The organism is Bacillus sp. T2.9-1 (assembly GCF_950097965.1).
Taxonomy (GTDB): Bacteria; Bacillota; Bacilli; order Bacillales; family Cytobacillaceae; genus Niallia; species Niallia hominis.
This window is the reverse complement of record NZ_CATNHG010000125.1, coordinates 1-21,218: the sequence shown is the minus strand read 5'-3', so window position 1 is coordinate 21,218 and position 21,218 is coordinate 1. Positions and strand designations below refer to the sequence as shown.

Annotated in this window: 17 protein-coding genes and 2 pseudogenes; 13 read left to right on the top strand and 6 right to left on the bottom strand. The window is 36.5% G+C overall.

All coding sequences use genetic code 11. The features are described from left to right. Positions 1-983: 983 nt before the first annotated feature. From QQZ16_RS18935 to hxlA, 3 genes are all read right to left on the bottom strand, one after another. Positions 984-1,970: a Gfo/Idh/MocA family protein gene (locus QQZ16_RS18935; protein WP_031538338.1), complete on the bottom strand. Its 987-nt coding sequence runs from the start codon at positions 1,968-1,970 to the stop codon at positions 984-986. Between the two features lie 358 nt (positions 1,971-2,328). Continuing rightward, positions 2,329-2,886, bottom strand: a complete 558-nt coding sequence (hxlB, locus tag QQZ16_RS18930; RefSeq protein ID WP_031538337.1) for a 6-phospho-3-hexuloisomerase — start codon at positions 2,884-2,886, stop codon at positions 2,329-2,331. Positions 2,887-2,894: 8 nt separating this feature from the next. After that, positions 2,895-3,527, bottom strand: a complete 633-nt coding sequence (hxlA, locus tag QQZ16_RS18925; RefSeq protein ID WP_031538336.1) for a 3-hexulose-6-phosphate synthase — start codon at positions 3,525-3,527, stop codon at positions 2,895-2,897. Between the two features lie 203 nt (positions 3,528-3,730). Between hxlA and QQZ16_RS18920 the strand changes: the two genes are divergently transcribed. From QQZ16_RS18920 to QQZ16_RS18885, 8 genes and pseudogenes are all read left to right on the top strand, one after another. Then, positions 3,731-4,096 carry a winged helix-turn-helix transcriptional regulator gene (locus QQZ16_RS18920; RefSeq protein WP_031538335.1) on the top strand — a complete coding sequence of 122 codons (366 nt, stop codon included), beginning with the start codon at positions 3,731-3,733 and terminating at the stop codon, positions 4,094-4,096. A 474-nt stretch (positions 4,097-4,570) separates the two neighbouring features. Then, the gene (locus QQZ16_RS18915) at positions 4,571-4,735 is read left to right on the top strand and encodes a hypothetical protein (RefSeq protein ID WP_155986760.1); all 165 of its coding nucleotides are present in this window, start codon (positions 4,571-4,573) and stop codon (positions 4,733-4,735) included. A 96-nt stretch (positions 4,736-4,831) separates the two neighbouring features. Further along, on the top strand, positions 4,832-6,304 hold the full coding sequence (gene zwf, locus QQZ16_RS18910) for a glucose-6-phosphate dehydrogenase (RefSeq protein ID WP_031538334.1): 1,473 nt from the start codon (positions 4,832-4,834) through the stop codon (positions 6,302-6,304). Positions 6,305-6,502: 198 nt separating this feature from the next. Next, complete coding sequence (gene gnd / locus QQZ16_RS18905; protein ID WP_031538333.1) at positions 6,503-7,396, top strand: phosphogluconate dehydrogenase (NAD(+)-dependent, decarboxylating); 894 nt, start codon at positions 6,503-6,505, stop codon at positions 7,394-7,396. A gap of 346 nt (positions 7,397-7,742) precedes the next feature. Continuing rightward, positions 7,743-8,234 carry a hypothetical protein gene (locus tag QQZ16_RS18900; RefSeq protein WP_031538332.1) on the top strand — a complete coding sequence of 164 codons (492 nt, stop codon included), beginning with the start codon at positions 7,743-7,745 and terminating at the stop codon, positions 8,232-8,234. Positions 8,235-8,474: 240 nt separating this feature from the next. Then, positions 8,475-9,811, top strand: a pseudogene (locus QQZ16_RS18895) (glucose-6-phosphate isomerase). A gap of 204 nt (positions 9,812-10,015) precedes the next feature. Continuing rightward, positions 10,016-10,600 (top strand): recombinase family protein, encoded by a 585-nt coding sequence (locus QQZ16_RS18890; RefSeq protein ID WP_031538330.1) that lies wholly within the window; start codon positions 10,016-10,018, stop codon positions 10,598-10,600. A gap of 70 nt (positions 10,601-10,670) precedes the next feature. Further along, positions 10,671-13,619 carry a Tn3 family transposase gene (locus QQZ16_RS18885; RefSeq protein ID WP_284561656.1) on the top strand — a complete coding sequence of 983 codons (2,949 nt, stop codon included), beginning with the start codon at positions 10,671-10,673 and terminating at the stop codon, positions 13,617-13,619. A 137-nt stretch (positions 13,620-13,756) separates the two neighbouring features. Here the strand turns inward: QQZ16_RS18885 and QQZ16_RS18880 are convergent, their stop codons facing one another. Beyond that, the gene (locus QQZ16_RS18880) at positions 13,757-14,041 is read right to left on the bottom strand and encodes a hypothetical protein (RefSeq protein WP_031538328.1); all 285 of its coding nucleotides are present in this window, start codon (positions 14,039-14,041) and stop codon (positions 13,757-13,759) included. A gap of 183 nt (positions 14,042-14,224) precedes the next feature. Beyond that, positions 14,225-14,539, bottom strand: coding sequence for a helix-turn-helix domain-containing protein (locus QQZ16_RS18875; protein ID WP_031538327.1), 315 nt, complete (start codon positions 14,537-14,539; stop codon positions 14,225-14,227). Positions 14,540-14,712: 173 nt separating this feature from the next. On the opposite strand from QQZ16_RS18875, the gene QQZ16_RS18870 reads away from it, so the two are divergent. Both QQZ16_RS18870 and QQZ16_RS18865 read left to right on the top strand, forming a co-directional pair. Continuing rightward, positions 14,713-15,318 (top strand): recombinase family protein, encoded by a 606-nt coding sequence (locus QQZ16_RS18870; protein WP_031538326.1) that lies wholly within the window; start codon positions 14,713-14,715, stop codon positions 15,316-15,318. A gap of 298 nt (positions 15,319-15,616) precedes the next feature. Then, complete coding sequence (locus QQZ16_RS18865; RefSeq protein WP_031538325.1) at positions 15,617-16,147, top strand: DUF6944 family repetitive protein; 531 nt, start codon at positions 15,617-15,619, stop codon at positions 16,145-16,147. A 227-nt stretch (positions 16,148-16,374) separates the two neighbouring features. On the opposite strand, the gene QQZ16_RS18860 is transcribed toward QQZ16_RS18865, so the two are convergent. After that, positions 16,375-17,937 (bottom strand): multicopper oxidase family protein, encoded by a 1,563-nt coding sequence (locus QQZ16_RS18860; protein WP_284561655.1) that lies wholly within the window; start codon positions 17,935-17,937, stop codon positions 16,375-16,377. A gap of 519 nt (positions 17,938-18,456) precedes the next feature. Here QQZ16_RS18860 and QQZ16_RS18855 point away from each other — a divergent pair. The 3 genes and pseudogenes from QQZ16_RS18855 to QQZ16_RS18845 form a co-directional block, all read left to right on the top strand. After that, positions 18,457-19,032: a recombinase family protein gene (locus tag QQZ16_RS18855; RefSeq protein ID WP_026677826.1), complete on the top strand. Its 576-nt coding sequence runs from the start codon at positions 18,457-18,459 to the stop codon at positions 19,030-19,032. A 280-nt stretch (positions 19,033-19,312) separates the two neighbouring features. Continuing rightward, the gene (locus tag QQZ16_RS18850) at positions 19,313-19,777 is read left to right on the top strand and encodes a hypothetical protein (RefSeq protein ID WP_109768765.1); all 465 of its coding nucleotides are present in this window, start codon (positions 19,313-19,315) and stop codon (positions 19,775-19,777) included. 207 nt (positions 19,778-19,984) lie between these two features. Next, positions 19,985-21,218 (top strand): annotated as a pseudogene (locus QQZ16_RS18845) (phospholipase D-like domain-containing protein); the annotation flags it as partial.

Sequence of the window (21,218 nt, the reverse complement as noted above, 5' to 3'; positions counted from 1 at the left end):
CCAATATCGTTTTATTGGATTCGGATGGATGCTGCGAAGTAATGATCTCTTCAAGCTTTCCTTTTTGTTCATTTGTAAGAGATTGACTAACAGTATTAAACAGTTTCTTTTCAGCCATTGCCCTTGCTGTCACTTTAGGAGGTAATTTGCGCTTATTTTAAGTGCTATTTTGCACATCTGTTCATTTACAATCAAGTTGTTGAATCTTAATACTTTAAACACAGATAACACCGTTCTAAATGTAGAACGGTGTTAAAAAATAGTTGTTTAACTTTCTTCATCCTGTACCCATTTATCTCAAAATAAATAACAATAAAGTCGTTTAAAAACAAAGAGTTCTTCCACTATTTCGCCCGATTTGTTGAATAGATTTTTCATTATACATAACAAGAAATAATGCGTAGTAGACACAAGAAGCGCTACTGATCGGCGGCGCTTCGGACACAAAATGTTCAGTAAAAAAACCGACGAGATTGCCGGCTTCTACAAAATTAATGATCATTCATAAAATATAAAAATCAAACTGCATAATTTTGTTCGTCGGCTGAAGCTTGTGTAAATGCACCTTTAAGGGGTACGACCGAGGTACTTGTAAAAAAGGGTCATAGCATGGATTTTTTTTACATTTACAACCCTTTTTACTCTGTAGGGTAGGGTGGGGTCAGAAAAGTGCGGTTGTTGGTAGGATCCTAATAGGGGTAGTGTCATTGTTGCTACTCCTATTAAGGAATACTTAAACTAAATCACAAATTAAAGAAGAAACACATCTTAAAAAATGAGCATTGAACCTTTGCATAATAAGCAAAAGTCCTTTAAAATTTGTTAGCCGGGTAGAAAATGCTATAATGCTCTTATAAAAAAGAATGGATGCAAAATAGTTTAGGTAAGTTCTAAAACGATTTCTTTTATTCTTCGACAAACAGGCCAGATTCGTAATTTCTCAAGAGAATAATACAAGTCGCTGTAGGGGTTTTTGTGTTTTTTCACTTATGATCACTTTGATATACAAGACCTATTTCATCTCTCACTTTATCCAACACTTGTATCGTGGTGTATGAATTTTTATATGAGTTAGTATCAGACTCTGTTTTTCCTCGGTTGATTAATTCAATAAATTCTTTCACTTCGTAATACATAGCTGGATGAGATTGGTCGACTGTTAATTGTTCAACCGTGCCGTCAGTGTAGTGAATTTCTACTTTTTCAGCCGTATGAATCTTATCAATCATGATACTTCCTTTTTCGCCTTGAATTTCGCTTGGTAAATAAGAGTTCGTTATTTTGGAATACATCACAATCGCATCTTTATCATCATATTTTAAGATGACGCTACCTTCACCATCCACACCCGAATCAAGCATAATGCCAGTTGCCTTCACTTCTTTTGGTTCACCAAATAATGTAATAAGTGGATACAAACAATAGACACCAAGGTCCATTAATGAACCGTTCGCAAACTCTGGATTGAAGGCATTAAGGACAATTCCTTCTTTGTATTTATCATAACGAGATGAATACTGACAATAGCTTGCAAAGTATCTACGGATAGGACCAATTTTATGTAAATTATCTTGAATGACCTTGAAGTTTGGAAGTAATGTTGATTTCATTGCTTCCATTAATAGGGCGTTATGATCTTTTGAGGCTTGAATCATCCTCGCTACTTCGGTTGCATTAACAGCCAGTGGCTTTTCACATAACACATGTTTGCCATTTTGCAAAAATAAAATAGCTTGTTCTGCGTGATATGAATTGGGAGTAGCAATGTACACCGCGTCAATTTCTTGACTAACTGCCATTTCTTTTAGGTTTGTAAATATTTTTGTTACTCCATATTTACTTGCAAATTCTTCTGCTCTACTAATCGTGCGAGAATAAACAGCAGTTAGTTTAAAATCTTCTACATCATTTGCTGCTTCAAGTAATCTTTCTGTAATCCAATTAGTACCGATTACGCCGAATCGAACCATTTATTCAACCTCATTCCTTTGTTTTATAAAACGAAGAGTTTTGTTTACTACACTTATGAAGCGTTTTTCATCGCCAATAGGATTTTATTTTCCCATAAAAAAACTTATATAGACATGGGGCCTACCAGTGAAATATTGGTGATAACCCAAATAGGGCTCATACTGTGAGTGATGGCTAAATTCTTGGCTGTGCCCCACCCAATAATGATCTCTGATCCGGCCATAGAAGGGACTGAATCAGAGGCTATTTTTTCTTTCCTGTATGGACTGTGTTATTTGTAATATGCAGTAAAGACCGCAATTCATAAAAGAAATAAATGCGGTCTTTACGATGTTTCCATATTTTTTAAAGTGTACTCTATTCGAGATTGGCATGTTTGCCGTACATTTTAGTAGAGTCTAAGCCTTTTTTTTCCATAAAACGCAAGATCAATGCATCATAAAATAATAACATCGTTTGCTCAAAAAGTGACCCCATTGGTTGTATGGTCTTGTATTCACTTTCAGATTGATCTTTCGGTGATCCAGGCAATTTAATGATAATATCAGCTAATTTTCCAATCGTGGAGTCAGGGGAAATCGTTACAGCTGCGACCGTCCCACCTAAACTTTTTGCTTTTTCAGCGATTGAAACCAAGGTTTTCGTTTCACCTGAACCTGAACCGATGATCAACAAATCACCTTTTTCTAAATTTGCTGTTACAGTTTCACCGACTACATAAGCATCGATCCCCATGTGCATCATTCTCATCACGAAAGATTTGCCCATAAATCCAGATCTGCCCGCACCTGCAACAAAGATTTTTTTGGATTCCAGAATCTTATTAACCAACTTCTCTGCTTCTTCGTCAGAGATTAAGTCGACTGTCCGACTTAATTCTTGAACGACTTCAGCTAAATATTGAGTAGTTTTCATAGTTATAATTAACCTTGTTTAATTAATTCTTGCATTTTAGCTGCAACTGCTTTTTTATCGTCTTTGCTTGTGATACCGCCACCTACGATGACAAGATCTGGTTGTACTTTAATCACATCTGGAAGTGTTTCTAATTTGATTCCGCCTGCAATAGCAGTTTTCGCATTTTTTACAACGCTCTTAATGGTTGCAAGGTCTTCGAAAGAATTTTTTCCTACAGCTTGAAGGTCATAACCTGTGTGAACGCAGATATAATCTACTCCTAGTTCATCCAGTTCTTTCGCACGACCTTCAATGTCTTTAACTGCGATCATATCAGCAAGGATTTGTTTACCTTGTTTTTTTGCTTCTTCTACAGCACCTTTAATGGACTCGTCTTCAGCTGTACCAAGAATGGTGATGATGTCAGCGCCTGCTGCAGATGCTTGGCTAACTTCATATCCAGCTGCATCCATGATTTTAAGGTCAGCTAATACAGTTAAGTTAGGGAAGGCAGCTTTCACTTCCTTTACTGCTTTAAGGCCTTCATTAATCACAACCGGCGTGCCGATTTCTACAACATCTATATGATTTTCTACTTCTTTCACCAATTCAATGGCTCCTGGAATATCTACAAGATCTAATGCTAATTGTAATTTCATTTATTACTCGCTCCTTATATAATAGTATATTGTGCCGTATAGCTTTCTTTTGCACAGTGTTATTGTATCCAATTGATAGCTATTTACTAACGGTATGATACTCAGTATACTGGGTATGTTACTAAATTAAAAGTATGCACTTTTTTATCATATAGTAACAAAAAGTATACTATGGGACATAATAAGGGTTGGAGGTGAAATGAATGCCGAATCTTGGGGAAAAAGTGTTTAATTGTGAAAAAGAATTGACTCTTTCGATTATTGGTGGAAAATGGAAAATGTTGGTATTGTGGCATCTAGGAAAAGAAGGAACCAAACGTTTTGGTGAACTAAAGGCCCTCATGCCGGGTATCACTCAAAGAATGCTTGTTAATCAATTGCGCGAACTTGAAGACCATTTGATTGTTCATCGTGAAGTCTATCCTGTCGTTCCACCAAAAGTTGAATACTCACTCACTGAGTATGGAAGAAGTCTGATGCCTATTCTGGATGCTATGTATGACTGGGGTAAAGATTATATTGAGAATGTATTGGAAAAAGAAACAGAAAACAAATCGTCTATTCAGTAGAAAAAAGTGTTTCTCCTAGGGGTTCGAAAAAGTGTAAAAAAGTTCATATACTAACAAACCACGGTTAGCTATCTTAATAAAGATGCTGTCCGTGTTTTTTTATATCTCTACGTATTTAAAAGGTTGAAAAAACACAACATTTAAACACAACATTTAATAAAAGAATCAGTTACTAAAAAGCCAAGGGCAGCGAATCTTGTATAATCGCTGTCCTTGGCTTTTCACTCTTGGTATTGGATTCAAGTTTATAGTATTATTTTTAACACTATGTTATACCAATGTATCTATATGTTAATAAAGTGCGTACTTTCAAAAATATAACATACGTAATATACTGATTTTGCTCAAGTAATAGCGAGCTTAAAGAATACTACCAAACCTTAAGGGAATACTGCTACAAGCATGGTGAGATGAAGTGAAACTTCATTTAATAATTTATACATGTTGTTGCTTTTTACGAAAGGAGAGATCCGCATGGAAAGGTTCAAAACTAAGCAGCGAAAAGTTTGTGAAAGATGTCTAATCATCACCATAAATAATGAAACCTGTCCAAAATGTGGACATTCTCAATTAAGAGATATCATTATTACCGGACAAGCTGGGAGAAATAAACGAAACTTACATCCAAAAGTAGGATAACGCAATAGCGAAAATCCTTGTTGTTTTGTAGGGAAAACGAAGAAAATCAGACATTTTTCTATTTGAAAATGCTTTGAAAAAGTGGAGGAATGAAAAGTGGATTCTATGACGTTTGTCTTATTTGGGGCAACTGGGGATTTAGCTAAGCGAAAAATCTACCCTGCCTTGTTTAATTTATATTTGAATCAAAAATTACCAGATTCTTTTTTGATCATTGGTGTAGGAATAGACGAAATGTCTGATGTTGATTTTCAAAACCATGTAACAGACTCGCTATACACTTTTTCTAGACACTTGATAAATGATAAATCCGAAAAACAAGAGTTTGTAAAGGCATTTCGTTATTGCCAGTTAGATTTCACGAATGCTGAAGGGTATAAGAAGTTAGTTGAAGTCGTTCAACAAAATGAAAAAGACCAGAGTATTGAAGAGAATCGAATGTTTTATCTTTCTGTTGCTCCTGAATTCTTTGATGTAATTGCTTTGAACATCAAGGAGAGTGGATTAGGCTCGACAAAAGGATGGAAACGATTAATGATCGAAAAACCATTTGGGCGTGATTTAAAATCTGCTCAAGATTTAAATGAAAAACTAAGCAAAGCTTTTGAAGAAGACGAAATTTTCAGGATTGACCATTATCTTGGAAAACCGATGGTTCAAAACCTTGAAGCTTTAGAATTTGCCAACCCTGTGCTGCAATCACTATGGAACAATCGGTATATTGCCAATGTGCAAATAACGGCTAGTGAAACGGTTGGTGTAGAAGAGAGAGCTAGTTATTATGAAAAAGCAGGGGCTATTCGTGATATGGTCCAAAATCATATGATGCAGCTGTTGATGATGACGGCCATGCATCAGCCAAAACAGATGAGCACGAACGATATCCGTACAGTGAAAAGAAAAGTTATGGACTCTCTTCGGCCTGTACAGAAAGATACTGTAGGTATCCACGTTGTTCGTGGTCAATATGGACCGGGGGAAATAAAGGGTAAACCTGTAGTCGGATATTTAGAAGAACCTGGAGTGAATGCTTCTTCCACAAACGATACATTTGTGGCTGCTCGTTTATGGATTGATAGTTCATTCTGGGATGGGGTGCCATTTTATATCCGGACAGGAAAAAGAATGAAGGAAAAGTCGACGCGGATTGTGATTGAATTCAAGAATCCAACGAAAAATGTGTATACTAACGAGAATCAATTTGCAGAACCCAATCTATTAGTTATCAAAGTAAGTCCAAATGAGGGTGTGTCGATGCAATTAAATAGCAAAAATTTAACAAATGGAAATTTGGAGCCGATAATTGTTGACTTCTCAGCAAGTACAAAAGACATACCAGAAGCTTATGAACTCTTAATATTCGATGCTCTGCGTGGGGACTCTACCTTCTTTGCTCATTGGGACGAAGTTGAATTATCTTGGAAATGGGTACAGCCCGTTTTAGAGGCGTTTGAGGAAAATGCCCTTCCACTCCACCTATATCAAGCCGGTTCGATGGGGCCACAAGCTGCTTCGCAATTATTGGAGGAGGATGGTTTTAAATGGTGGGAAACCAGGGGGGGAGTTTAATCCGCACCTCCCTGGAAGGCTATTGGTATGAAGAGAGCAAACCGAGGTTGGATTTGACAGATAATTGTTACGCGATTTACCCAAGGAACTTAAAGTATTTGTTGAATCCTTATGGTTCCATAAGGAGACCATGAAGAACAACAAATGGGTAGCATAATAATACACGCTATTTTTTGTAATTTAAAGGAGGAAACTCAAGTGAAAGTAGGATTAATTGGATTAGGGAAAATGGGTATGAACTTAGGAAAAAACTTAATTGACAATAAACACCGTGTAATGGCGTTTGATCTAAATACAAATACTATTGAAGAAATTAAAAAATATGGAGTTGAAGGAGCATCCAGTTTACAAGATCTTGTTCAATCATTAGAAAAGCCACGAGTTGTTTGGATAATGGTCCCACACTCCGTCGTTGATTCAGTTATTAGTGAAATCACACCATTTCTAAGTGAAGGAGATATCGTCATTGAAGCTGGTAATTCGCATTATAAGGAATCCATTCGTCGTTACGAACAGTTGAAGAAAGTTGGAGTGAGCTTTATGGATGCCGGTACTTCTGGGGGGATGGAAGGTGCTCGCTATGGTGCTTGTTATATGATTGGTGGAGATCCTGAAGCATGGAGCATTGTCGAGCCGATTTTTAGAGATACAGCTGTAGATAATGGGTATTTATATGCTGGGAAATCTGGTAGTGGCCACTTCTTAAAAATGGTCCACAATGGAATAGAATACGGAATGATGGCCGCCATTGGTGAAGGATTCGAAGTCCTGGAAAAAAGCGATTTCGATTTTGACTATGAAAAAGTGGCACGGGTGTGGAATAACGGTTCTGTCATCCGCTCATGGCTCATGGAATTGACAGAACGCGCATTTTCTAAAGATGCAAAATTAGATGAAATTAAGGGCATTATGCATTCTTCTGGGGAAGGGAAATGGACAGTTGAAACCGCTTTGGATCTTCAAACAGCTACCCCTGTTATCGCTATGTCTTTACTAATGCGTTACCGTTCATTAGACAATGATACATTTACAGGTAAAGTGGTAGCTTCCCTTCGTAATGAATTTGGCGGACATGCTGTGGAAAAATCATAAAGTCATCTGCTGTATATGTCTTTCGTTAAAATGAGCCGGAAATTCATTGGATTTTTAGTTTGGTATATCCCAAAAATTGGTAGATTTACTTAAGTCGTTGATAGTGCTAACTATGTTGATTGAAGCGGAAGGAGCGAGACTCCTCGAAAATGCATTCACATTTTCTCGTGCGGTGCCTATTCACGGATGATGATTCAACGTCCTGTGGGAAAAACAGGACAAGGGAGACCCCGCAGCCGCACAGCGCCGAGGAGGCTCCCGGCTCGCCCGCGGAAAGCGAGCACCTGGAGCCAACAGACAAGTTTAACAGAGCCAAAAAAATAAAACAATATTGAGGTGTGACATCATGAACGTATTGGATGCAAAAATCATTAACACACAATATGGTTTAGAAACCTATTTAGACATGGTGAAGAATATCGAAGTAAAAGAACTCCATTCTCCATCAGATAATGAGCCCTTTTATGAAATAGTATTAGGGATAGAGTATTTTCTTCTAAGGGACGGAAAATACTATGATAGTGAAAGGAATTATTTTCGGATTCAAATGAGCGAAGATTTTAATTCAATCACGTTAAGAGAGACAGATACCGAAAGTTTATTTGCTGTCAAAACCGAACACGAGAGAGACTCAACTAAGCTACTGGTTGGAGAATGGCTTATAAAAACCAATGCTTTCAAGCAAGTAATAAGTGAACTGATCCAACAAAAGAAAATGGAGAATGTTCAAAATGAGGGAGACACTCGAAAAGTATTAGGAACGATAAGATTCTTGGAAATATTACTTGAAATCAAAACAGAAGACATACTAAGTGCCGATGTAGAGAGGGACCATTGAGTTTTCTTAATACTAACTATCTTTTAATGTACGCTATTGATAATTACACGGTCCCACTAAGGATTTTTCAAAATTGAAAAGGGGGAGTTTAAATGTGTTTTTAAAAACTTCCCTTATATACTGTAGAAAAGGAGAATGCACTAACATGAAACGTTTTACTATGCCGAGAGATCTTTTTTACGGAGAAGGATCTCCGATTGAAGCAGCTAAGCTAAATTTGATTGAAAGGGGAAGTAATGTATGACTATTTCGTTTGATTACTCCAATGCATTAGCATTTATGAAAAAGAGTGAAGTAGATAATCTAAGTGAATTTGTAAAAGTGGCTCATAAAATGCTACATGAAAAAACAGGCCCCGGCTCTGATTATCTTGGTTGGGTCGATTTGCCACTAAACTATGATAAGAGTGAATTTGAAAGAATTAAACAAGCTGCTGAAAGAATCAAGAACATTCAGACGCAATGGTTGTAATTGGTATTGGTGGTTCGTACCTGGGGGCAAGATCGGCTATAGAATCTCTGTCCCATAGCTTTCATAACCAGATGAACAATAAGACACATGTTTATTTTGCCGGTCAGAATATCAGTTCTACTTATATATCTCATTTATTTGAACTATTAGAGGGGAAAGATATCTCTGTTAACGTCATTTCTAAATCAGGAACAACGACAGAGCCAGCCCTTGCTTTCCGTATTTTCCGTGACTATATGGAGAAAAAATACGGAAAAGAAGAGGCGAGAAAACGTATTTTTGCTACTACAGATCAGAAAAAAGGCGCATTAAAAAAGCTTGCGGACGAAGAAGGATATGAAACGTTCGTTATTCCGGATGATGTTGGTGGAAGGTATTCTGTGCTAACAGCAGTTGGTCTCTTACCAATTGCCGTAGCAGGACTTGATATTGATCATATGATGGAAGGGGCAGCAGCAGCAGCCCGTAAATACAACAATCCTGATTTATTGACAAATGAGAGCTATCAGTATGCTGCGGTCCGAAATGTACTCTACAATAAGGGAAAAGCAATTGAAGTGCTTGTTAACTATGAGCCCTCCCTTCACTACGTATCGGAATGGTGGAAGCAGCTGTTTGGGGAAAGTGAAGGAAAAGATCAAAAGGGGCTATTCCCTGCTTCCGTTGATTTTTCAACGGATTTGCATTCCATGGGGCAATATGTACAAGAAGGTCGACGAAACCTTTTAGAAACGGTTTTACAGATTAAGAAACCTCGAATTGAAGTGACTATTCAGGAGGATCCAGAAAATATTGATGGATTAAACTTCCTGGCAGGTAAGACGATGGATGAAGTCAACAAAAGTGCATTTCAGGGTACCCTTATGGCCCATATAGATGGAGAAGTACCTAATCTCGTGATTGAACTGGATGAAATGAATGAATACACTTACGGTGAGATGGTTTACTTTTTTGAGAAGGCATGTGGGATTAGTGGCCATCTATTAGGAGTTAACCCATTTGACCAGCCTGGAGTCGAAGCATACAAGAAGAATATGTTTGCTTTACTTGACAAACCTGGTTTTGAAGCAGAAAAAGCTACTCTCATGGAGCGTTTATCAAAATAATTATATCTGATTGGTTTTGTATTAATAAAAAGATTGTTACCAAAAACCATATTTTTTGTAACAATATTTATGAGAAATACTGATGCTTGATTTTACTAATTTTATAGGTTACCAAAAATAATTACCAAAAGTTTTACCAAATACTTTTACAAAAATGATGTCTCTTGTACAATTAGATTATTAAATTGTGCAGGAGGCTTCTTTATGATAATCGGTTATGCTCGAGTTTCGACAGTTGACCAAAATTTAGACCGACAAATTATATTACTTTCTGAGTACGGCTGTGAAAAAATGGTTCAAGAGAAATTTACTGGGACTACAAAGGATAGAGATGGACTTAACTCATTGCTAGATGTAATAAGGAAAGGTGATACCGTTGTAGTAGAAAGTATTTCACGCTTAGGGAGAAAAACACTTGATATTCTTTCTATTATTCAGCAATTCGAGGATACTGGTGTAAAGTTCGTTTCTATTAAGGAGAACATGGATACAAGAACATCAACAGGAAAAGCCATGTTTCAAATGATGTGTGTCATCGCAGAGTTAGAAAGAAATTTAATTGTAGAAAGAGTTAAAGAAGGGTTAGAAGCGAGTAAAAGAAGAGGAAAAAAACTAGGAAGGCCTAAAGTGGATCAAGGGAAAATTGAAATAGCCTTGAGGATGTATGACAGTAAAGAATACTCGGTAAAAGAAATTGTAGAAGGTACAGGACTTTCACAGGGATCATTATATCGAGCGATTAATAAAAGAAAACTAGAGAAGCAAATTAAAAATCTCTTATATTTTTAGGGAATTATGTGACGGACTAGGGCAGCTACTCTGTCACCACCCCCAACTTAATTTGAATGGAGTTGGTAATTTGGCATCTATAGAACGTACGGCTTATCCAAGATTTAAAAAACGTCCTACTTCAAAAGAACTTCGTGATGTTTACTCCCCTACACCTGAAGAAAACCAATTTGCGCATAAAGTTGCTAGAGGACCTGTTTCAGTTCTAAGTCTATTAGTTATGTTAAAGTCTTTCCAACGACTTGGTTACTTACCTCTACCGAAAGATATTCCTGTAGAGATCATGATTCATATTCGGACCTGTTTGAATCTCTCTGCTAGTGTTGAACCGAATTACAATAGTAAATCAATTTACCGACATCAAAAAGCAATTAGAGATTACCTCAATGTACGTCCTTATGGAAAAGAAGCCTTACATATTGCAACTACTTCAATTTATAAGGCTACACAGGTAATGGACAATCCAGCCGATCTTATCAACGTATCCATTGAAATATTAATAAAAGAAAGGTGTGAATTACCTGCTTTTAGTACATTAGATCGATTGGCTCGTCGTATAAGAACATTAGTGAATCACCAGTTATTTAATTCAGTATTTTCAAAATTGACTCCTGAAATTGAGCGAAAATTAGATCAATTACTAGTTACTAAAAATGATAATCGGACTTCTGAATATAACTTATTAAAAGAAATTCCAAAAAGCGCAACACTTTCGCATATGAAAGAAATACAAAATAGGTTACTTCTGTTAACTGATTTTATAGAAGAAATTGATAGCTTACTAGAGGATATTCCAAATTTAAAAATTAAACACTTCGCTTTAGAAGCAAAAGCGCTTGATGCATCAGAATTAAAAGACTTTAATTTAGCTAAAAGATATATGCTGCTACTTTGTATGATTTATCGCTCAAAAATTTCAGCTATAGATAGTTTGGTAGAGATGTTTCTCAAAAGAGTCAGAACTATACATAACAAAGGCAAAGAGGAGCTAGAACTTCTTCGAGAAAAACATAGATCAAAAACTGAAAATCTTATATCTGTTTTGGCGGAAGTCTTAAATGCCACAAGTATAAATGAGAACGATACCTTGACTGGTCAGAAAATAAGGGAGTTATTAGGGAGAAGAGGTGGTATCGACGCATTAAAAGAAGATTGTGAATCAATTTCATCATATAATGGCAATAACTACCTTCCTCTTTTATGGAAGTTCTATAAAAGCCACAGGAAAACTCTTTTTAGATTGATTAGTATGATTGAAATTAATTCAACCACACAGGATCAATCACTTTTAGAAGCTTTACAATTTTTACGTGATAATGAGAACCGAAAAATTGAAAATCTACAAATAGATTTGGATCTTTCATTTGCTAGTGAACAGTGGAAAAAAACGATTTATGTACCTAAAGAAAATAACTTAATCCATCGTAAACACCTTGAAATCTGTATTTTTTCCTATCTTGCAAGCGATTTAAAAACGGGAGACCTTTGTGTAAAAGGATCAGAGAATTTTGCTGATTACCGTGAACAGCTCCTTTCTTGGGATGAGTGTAAACCTATGGTAGATGAATACTGTAAGGAACTTGGCTTTTCTTCAAATTCAGGGGATTTTGTTCAACAATTAAAGCTCTGGCTAGGAGATACTGCACAAAAAGTAGATTTAAACTACCCTGATAACGGCCAGGTAATCATTAATGAAAATGGAGAACCAACGTTGAGAAAAATAATGAGAAAAGAACAACCTCAGACAAGTAAGGCGTTAGAGGTAGTTATTTCTCAACGTTTACCTGAACGAAATGTCTTAGATATTCTTTGTAATGTAGAACATTGGACAAATTGGACACGGCATTTTGGACCATTATCTGGTTCAGATCCTAAGCTTGAAAATGCAATGGAACGTTATATCATTACTTCTTTTGGATACGGATGTAATTTAGGACCAACACAGACTTCTAAGCACATGAAAAAAGCAGTAACCCCACACATGATTTCATTTGTAAATCGGCGACATATTAATGCATCTAAAATAGACGAAGCTATTCGTAATATTTTAAATCAATACAATCAATTTAGTTTGCCTAGACTATGGGGTGATGGAAAAACGGCTGCTGCAGATGGAACAAAATTTGATCTCTACGAAGAAAACTTAATCTCTGAATACCACATTCGATACGGAGGTTATGGGGGGATTGCATATCATCATGTTTCAGATACTTATATTGCACTCTTTAGTCACTTCATTCCATGTGGAGTTTGGGAAGCAGTTTATATTATTGATGGTTTGCTGAAAAATAAATCAGACATTCAGCCCGATACGTTACATGCTGATACGCAAGGTCAATCAACGCCTGTTTTTGCACTTGCACATTTATTGGGGATTAATTTAATGCCTCGTATTCGAAATTGGAAGGATTTAAAATTTTACAGGGCTGATAAGGACACAAAATATCACCACATTGATCAGTTGTTTAGTGATACCGTTGACTGGGACCTAATTGAAACACACTGGCAAGATCTGCTCCAAGTGGTTCTTTCTATAAAAGCTGGTAAAATATTACCCTCTACACTACTTAGAAAACTAAGTAACTATAGTAGAAAAAACCGATTATATCAAGCTTTTAGGGAATTAGGAAGGATTGTAAGAACTGTATTTTTGCTTAAATATATTTCTGATATAAAACTAAGAGAGCAAATTGGTGCTAGTACAAACAAAGTCGAAGCATATAACGGCTTTTCCAAATGGCTATTTTTTGGTGGCGATGGGATCATTTCAGAAAATGATCCAGAAGAACAAGAAAAGCGAATTAAATATAATGATTTAGTTGCCAACGCAGTAATATTCCAAAATGTATGTGATATAACACTTATTTTGTGGGAACTTTCTAAAGAAGGCTATGTATTTTCAAAAGAAGATATTGTCATGCTTAGCCCTTATCTGACTAGGCATATAAAACGTTTCGGAGACTATATGATCGATTTAGAAAATATTCCACAACCAATCGAGGGAGATATTCCTGTATAGTATATAAGAAAGTAAAGAGCAAGAAAGGGTTATAAATGGTAAACAATACCATACTATGACCCTTTTTTACATGTATCTCGGTCGTACCCCTTTAATAATTTGATTATTAGTACTCCTTGCTATCTTGTGATAAAAACCTACTGCTTTCTGTTTGTTCCCATTTCCTTTTTTGTTACTTTTGTTAATTCAGTTGTTAATTTGTCAATTTGCTGCTGCATCTTTTCAAACTTTTCATCTAATTCTTTTTGATCTTGTTTTTCTTTTTCTGAATTAATGATTTCCTCATCTATAACTGTTATCGCTTCTATAGTTGCAATGCCTTCTTCAATAGTAGTAAGAATAGCAGTTATTAGGGCAAGTCTAAGGCTAGAACTTATTGGCGATTGATCACTTTGTTCTGACTTTGAATTGGTATTATTCATATAATTGCCCCCTTTATCTGACATTGTTAGAAAGGTTTACATTAAACCTATGCTTTAGGTTCTGTAGTAATACATTTCCTTTGAATATTACTTACCTTGAATAAAATAGAAAAATAAAGGAATTTCAATTAGCAATTAATTGCGTAGTTCGTAGAGATTGTAAATCATTATCTTCACACCAAGCTAGTGTTCTTCGGTAAATGGAAGTAATTGAAATACCTTTGTTGGACAAGAATATTTTTTTACTTGGTCTTGGATTGCTAGGTCAACTTTCACTTTGCTCTTATCAGTTCTTTTCATTCGAACCAGTCCTCTTAAACCTAGTTCTTGATATTTCTGAATCCAATAACGCAAAGTGCGAATTGAAATGTTTTCCTCAACGCTAATCTTTTCTAAATATTTTGGCTTTTGTAAATATGGATAGATAATTAAATATTTTCTGTGTGCTTCCTCTAGTTGTATTTCTGTACATTGAGTTAAAGAATTTATTTTTTGCATTGTCTTTTGTCACTCCCTTTTTTTGGATTCCTGTCCATTGTTTCATATTTTTTATTCAATGTCTATTTAGGGTAAACCTTAAACAACCACTTAAGCATTATTGTTAAGATTAGGTTTTAAGTGTATGATTAGGGTGTCTATTAAATAGATTTGTAAAAGGAGAAAATTACGAAATGAAAGTTGCTTATGCTAGAGTTTCTACTGAAGATCAAAATTTGGAACGGCAAATTGAAAACTTGAAAAGTTTTGGCGCAGAAAAAATATTTACAGAGAAGAAATCTGGTGCTGCAGTAAATAATCGAGAGCAATTCCAAAAAGCTCTTGATTTTGTTCGTGAAGGAGATTATTTCATGGTTGAAGCAATTGATCGACTAGGAAGGAACTACAATGAGATTATTGAAACGGTTACTACTTTAAAAAATAAAAATGCAGGTTTGATCGTGACGAGTATGCCTATCTTAGCTGAAGCTATTGGAAACCCCTTGTTGGACCGATTTATGAAAGATTTGATTGTTCAGATTTTGGCGATGGTTGCAGAAATGGAACGGACAGAAAGTAAACGTCGTCAAGCCCAAGGTATAAAAATTGCCAAAGAAAAAGGAGTTTACAAAGGGCGTCCGTTACTTTATTCACCTAATGCAAAGAATCCACAAAAGCGATTAGTCTATCAAGAAGTCGTAAGAATGTTGAAATCCGGAACCCCAATTAAGCAAATCGCAGAAAAAAATGCCATTACTCGATCAACTGTTTATAGGATTAAAAAGGAGCTCGCAGAATAGAAATCTACGGGTTCTTAAACTATTTAATAGTAGTAGCGTCAGGAAATGCGGATTTACAACATTAAGGAAATTCAAATATAAAAAAAGCCTAATTTCTCGGTGTTGTAAGTGAGAAATTAGGCTTTTTTTACTCATGAAAAGCGCCCGATTGCTGAATAACTTAACTTCTATACATAAACACCCCCAAATTTTTCTCCCTACAACAAACTATTTTTTTTGCCATTTATCTAATTTTGGATACATCTGTAACAAAGCAACCTATAAATGTTTACAATAATTAAAAGAAGGTGTTCAAGTTATGGATAATGAACTGAAAGCAACGTTTGGTTCTTGGGTCCAAGCGATTGGAACAACCCTTTCAGCTATCGGAGCTACACCTTCCAAAAATATTTCCGATACTCTGCTTGGAGATTTAAATCTATGGGGAAATGTATTACAAGCAACCGGAAATTCATTAGTAGCAGATAGTGAAAAAAACTTTACCCTTGAAAAGATAGGCAACGAAATTCAGGCAATAGGAAATTCAACGGTCATTGTAGGGATATTAATAAATTTTAGCGAAAAAACAAAAAAGGAATTAAACATAAAAGGAAATTTACTTCAAGCAGTTGGTGGTGGAGTATCTCTTGCTGATGCTCTAGGCCGTGAACCTACTGTAAAAGAGCTTTACAGCATATATGGAAACCTTCTACAAGCAATTGGTAATGCATTACAAGCACTTTCAGGTATCAACGAACTAAGGAACAGGGAGGGGCAAGAACTGAATGTGGTCGGAAGTTGGATCCAAGCCATCGGTTCCATCATTTCAGCTTTAGGCCAAAGTAAGTAATTTTGAATATATAGTTTACATTGTAATGGAAAAGCGTATTTAGCTTGGATAATAAAGGAGATAAAATATGGATATCGAATCTAGTTCTATCTCCTTTTTGGGTATTTATTACTTAAATAGTTACAGGAATTACTTTTGGTAAGCTAGCGGAATAACTTATATTTCGAGTTCACCTTACTTTGCCAAAGAACAAAATTTATTTTGACCATGTTTATTTTTTTAGATCTTTAAGGCAATACCTTTAACGGTCTCATCATTTCATTATCCTCGTGTTCAAGCATATGGCAATGCCATACATATCCAGGCCCAAGGCTAGGGTCGAATGGAAAGGGACTGCCATCCTGGGAAGTAAACCGAAATCTTATCGTTGTCACTTCTCCCGCATTCATTTGTATGGTATCCTTCCACCCTTTCTCATTGAGTGGAGGTGCAATAGGTTGACCTTGTAAATATGCGTCTATTGGTGGTGTCTTAGGCTTAACAAAATAAGGTGTGGTGCTAGGAGGCGTCGTTTGATTTAGTTGCATCCAGTCTTTCAAATAAGCGTCAGAATGGAATTTCTGGCGGCTAACGAGCAGGAACTGAACGAGATGAAGATGGATTGGATGGGTGTCATCGGTAAGGTTAACAACTTGCCAATCTTCTGTCGTTCCTGCCTGAGGCAGCTCAGAAACGGGATTACCCCACAGTTGGCCATCTAACGTAACTTTCAAGGGACCATTAGGACCCTCCAGTTCGAATAAAGTCAAAGTTCTCGTTTTTGTTGGCTTTAATTGAGGAATGCTGTTAAGAACAGGTGGCAATTTCTTTGGCGGTAAGACAGTTTCATTTATGACTGTAAATTGCATAATTTGACCAACAGTTTGTGGGTCTGCCGGTGTTCCATCAGGGAACGGGGCGTTAGCAGTATTCGTTAAAATAACGGTTGTACCAGGAGCTAAAGTAGAGAAATCAATAAGGATATCTGCTCGTTCTGCCGGTGAAATCAAAAGTGAGGAAAGTTCTACAGCTTGAGGTAAATAACCTCCATCGGTGCCAATCTGGATAAATTTCTGTTTATTGGAAAGCTGTAAACGATAAAAACGAGCATTTGAACCATTCAGAACACGAAAACGGTATTGTTGAGGTTTGACATTAAGGTTCGGCCACACCTTACCATTCACCATTATCGTGTTTCCAAAAAACTCTGGTACCACATAAGGATGAATACTTGGGTTAGCCCCCATATGATCATAGAAAAGAGAACCATCAGTATTAAAAGATCGGTCCTGAATGTTGAGTGGAATCTCATTTTCTCTACTAGGAAGAAACGGGACAATGGGGTCATTCATATCACGGAGCAAATAGAACCCTGTAAGCCCGGCGTAATTATTCAATCGAGTCATTCCCATGGTATGGTCATGATACCAAAGAGCTGTAGGCTGTTGTACATTGGGGAATGTATAGGTATTAGTTATGAAAGCCATACCGGTCCTTCCATCTGCAGTAAACCAAGCATCAGGATAACCGTCAAAATAAGATGGATGCTCTCCTCCGTGCAAATGAGGGACAATAGGTACTGGTTGCTGTGCTAGGGGAAATCCTGGTGGAAATGATGGAAATGGTGGTAGAGGAACTGACATGGAATTTGGATTTGCCCAATCGAGTGTCGGATCAACCGGAAGAAAATGGGGACCAGTAATGTTGTTTATCCATTGAACATGTACAGGAATTCCTCGAATGGCTTCAAATGTGGAACCTGGAGCACTTTTATAGTAAACCGCTCTTCCCGTGTACGGGTCCTGTATCATACCACTGTAACCAAAAACTTTCGTGGTACCGAATCCAGGCGGTAAGATTTGCTGCTGGAATTCACTTGCTTCAATTTTATACGCATGCCCGATCACTTCACCAGATATTGGCTGTCTAAGAATAGTAGGCATATATACCGGTGGGATAACGAGTTGATTTACGAATTTAGGAATCCTTTTAGGATCTAAAGGTTGTACCATTTCATCCTCTCCTCTTCATATCACTACGGTATATGCAGGAAAGGAGCATTTCATGCGTATATTCATACTAGAATAATCTATTTACTTGAAAACGTTCCTCAACAATCTGGCCCTTTAATGGAATATCATAACTGTTGTTTTAACCACTTAATTTTAAGTTGAAGAACTTTATTTTAACTTATCAGCTATCATTTTAAGATAACTTTTTTATTACTTATAATGCAAAATAGCGATTAAAATTGGTGCAAAATAACGTCTAAAGTGACAATCATAGTTAAGAGCGTCTCATAAGACTTGTCTCAAAAACGAGGTGATATTTTGCGGAAAATCGGTTATATACGTGTTAGTTCGACCAGCCAAAATCCTTCAAGGCAATTTGAGCAGCTAAATGAAATTGGAATGGATATTATATACGAAGAAAAAGTTTCTGGAGCAACAAAGGATCGCGAGCAACTTCAAAAAATGTTAGAGGATCTACAGGAAGATGACATCATTTATGTTACAGACTTAACTCGAATTACTCGTAGCACACAAGACCTATTTGAATTAATCGATAACATACGGAAAAAAAAAGCAAGCTTAAAATCACTAAAAGATACATGGCTAGATTTATCAGATGATAATCCATACAGCCAATTCTTAATTACAGTAATGGCTGGTGTTAACCAATTAGAGCGAGATCTTATTCGTATGCGACAACGTGAAGGGATTGAGTTGGCTAAGAAAGAAGGAAAGTTTAAAGGTCGGTTAAAGAAATATCATAAAAATCACGCAGGAATGAATTATGCAGTTAAGCTATATAAAGAAGGAAATATGACTGTAAATCAAATTTGCGAAATTACAAATGTGTCTAGAGCTTCATTATATAGAAAGCTATCAGAAGAGAACAAATAGTCCTTCCTTACCCCATATTCCAGAAAAGGCCATATAGTTGAATAAATAACTTTTTGTCACGTGATTTTTGATTCCATCACGAGTGATTTCTTAAAAGTTAACAACTATTTTTTGAATGAGCTGCATTTTTCAACGAAAGGATGAGCTTCTAACCGTTAAAAGTAAACATATTCAGCTTGTGGTGCATATACTGGATTGGTCCTTTATATAGGGTAGTAAATAAGATATCTAATCCTTTATTCTTCAGAACATAAACTTTAAATTTAGGGGGAGATTAGTATTGCAAACTGCACAGCAAACAATGGTTAGTATTCCATTCCCATCAGTATGGGGTATCCATGCTGCTATAGCTGGTAAACCAATCGTTTGGGGCGTACTCAACATTAACTCTATTACAGATAACAGGGTAATTGGTACGGTTAATTTTCGTGGTACACCTATTCCTATTAGTGGATATTGGGATGAGAATACTAAACAGATAAGATTTGATTCACCTTATGCTATGTTCTCCGGTACATTAACTATCATTGATGATGCTACAATTAGAATTCGACATTTTATTTTAAATGGACGATTTATTATGAAACCTCCTTCTTTACAAGCAGGCGAATACGGAACATGGATTGCTACAACCGATAGAGCTCTTACCGGATATCCCGTAATTAGTGGTACCTTGCCCCCTGTTGGAGTCTTTTTAACATCAAATATACTTAGTCAGCTACAGCAGAATTATGTAAGATTTTAGGTTTAAATGGAATAAATGTAAAACGGACCTCCATTTTTGTTTTTCGATCCATTTCCAACGTTTAAATTCCTGTGACAAAATAAACTAATTACAAAATTATTTTGGGTGTCTCATAAGAAAAGGTATCTAAACAATTCCTTCGTATTCCAAACGTATACTCGCTACATAGTTTGGACATGTTAAGAGAAACAGAAGGAGGGATTCCAGTTGGAGTGGATTTTTTATCTATACCTGTTAAATATGTTCTTTATCTTATTCATAGCAATTTGGGAAGTACGTAGGCCTGCCAAGGCATTGAATTGGATAATAATCGTCCTTCTTTTGCCAGTCATTGGTTTCTTGCTTTATCTTAGCGTATCAAACCCTAAGTTTATTCATCGAAAAAGATTGAACTCTTCTAAAAATGAATCTAACAAATTACCTGAGACATTCGGTGATTCAGCATCGGTAATTGCCGATGCTTTACGGCATTTCACTGTGAATGGGCTTCGAATGGGCCAAGTCCAAGTGTTTAACAATGGAATAGCAAAATATGAACAACTCCTTGAATCCCTAAAAAAAGCCCAAAAAACAATTGATCTGGAATATTTCATATATCGGAATGACCAAATTGGTAATCGCATCACAGAACTGCTAATCGAAAAAGCAGTAAATGGAGTGCAGGTTCGTTTTATGAGAGATGGCTTGGGGAGTTATAAATTCCCGCGTGAAAAAATCACGCAGATGGTGGAAGCAGGGATAGAATGCAGGACAATATTTCCTTTACGATTTCCCTGGATTTTGTCCAATTGGAATTATCGGGATCATTGTAAGATGGCCATAATCGACGGAAAGATAGCTTTTAATGGTGGCATGAACGTAGGATATGAATATACAGGATTGAAGCCTGACGTTGGCTTCTGGCGGGATACTCATTTGCAAGTCATAGGAGAAGCATAAGTCGATTTGCTGACTGTCTTTGATGTTCATTGGGAAATCGCTGTGCCGGAACGGATAAAATCAAAAACAAATTTGAAAACAAAATCAAAGGTAACGAAAATCAACTCAATCGGCAGAGCAGATCATTCCAAATGGTCAGCCGAATTGGGATCAGAGTTGAGCACCCTTGATGATAAAGAAATGGACATATCCGCAAAAACTAGGACATTGCATAAAGCGTATATCCATACGTTGGAAGGAAACCCTGGAATTCCTACCCCAGTCATTCGGCAAGCTTACTTTATATGTATAACACAGGCGACCAAGACTATTGATTTAACAACACCCTATTTTGTACCAGAAACGGATATTATCATGGCATTAAAGACAGCAGTAGCTCGTGGTGTGCACGTAAGATTGCTGGTTCCTCGCCACATTGATCAAAAAAGCGTGGGCTATGCAAGTCGTACCTATTACGGGGAACTTATAGAAGCTGGGGTCCAAATCTACCAGTACAATAAAG

Coding starts and splice junctions, on each gene's coding strand:
- hxlB (WP_031538337.1), bottom strand. CDS start 2,886: ATGAAAACTACTCAATATTTAGCTGAAGTCGTTCAAGAATTAAGTCGG.
- QQZ16_RS18900 (WP_031538332.1), top strand. CDS start 7,743: ATGAACGTATTGGATGCAAAAATCATTAACACACAATATGGTTTAGAA.
- QQZ16_RS18865 (WP_031538325.1), top strand. CDS start 15,617: ATGGATAATGAACTGAAAGCAACGTTTGGTTCTTGGGTCCAAGCGATT.
- QQZ16_RS18860 (WP_284561655.1), bottom strand. CDS start 17,937: ATGATACAGGACCCGTACACGGGAAGAGCGGTTTACTATAAAAGTGCT.
- QQZ16_RS18915 (WP_155986760.1), top strand. CDS start 4,571: ATGGAAAGGTTCAAAACTAAGCAGCGAAAAGTTTGTGAAAGATGTCTA.
- QQZ16_RS18890 (WP_031538330.1), top strand. CDS start 10,016: ATGATAATCGGTTATGCTCGAGTTTCGACAGTTGACCAAAATTTAGAC.
- QQZ16_RS18870 (WP_031538326.1), top strand. CDS start 14,713: ATGAAAGTTGCTTATGCTAGAGTTTCTACTGAAGATCAAAATTTGGAA.
- QQZ16_RS18880 (WP_031538328.1), bottom strand. CDS start 14,041: ATGAATAATACCAATTCAAAGTCAGAACAAAGTGATCAATCGCCAATA.
- QQZ16_RS18875 (WP_031538327.1), bottom strand. CDS start 14,539: ATGCAAAAAATAAATTCTTTAACTCAATGTACAGAAATACAACTAGAG.
- hxlA (WP_031538336.1), bottom strand. CDS start 3,527: ATGAAATTACAATTAGCATTAGATCTTGTAGATATTCCAGGAGCCATT.
- QQZ16_RS18935 (WP_031538338.1), bottom strand. CDS start 1,970: ATGGTTCGATTCGGCGTAATCGGTACTAATTGGATTACAGAAAGATTA.
- QQZ16_RS18920 (WP_031538335.1), top strand. CDS start 3,731: ATGCCGAATCTTGGGGAAAAAGTGTTTAATTGTGAAAAAGAATTGACT.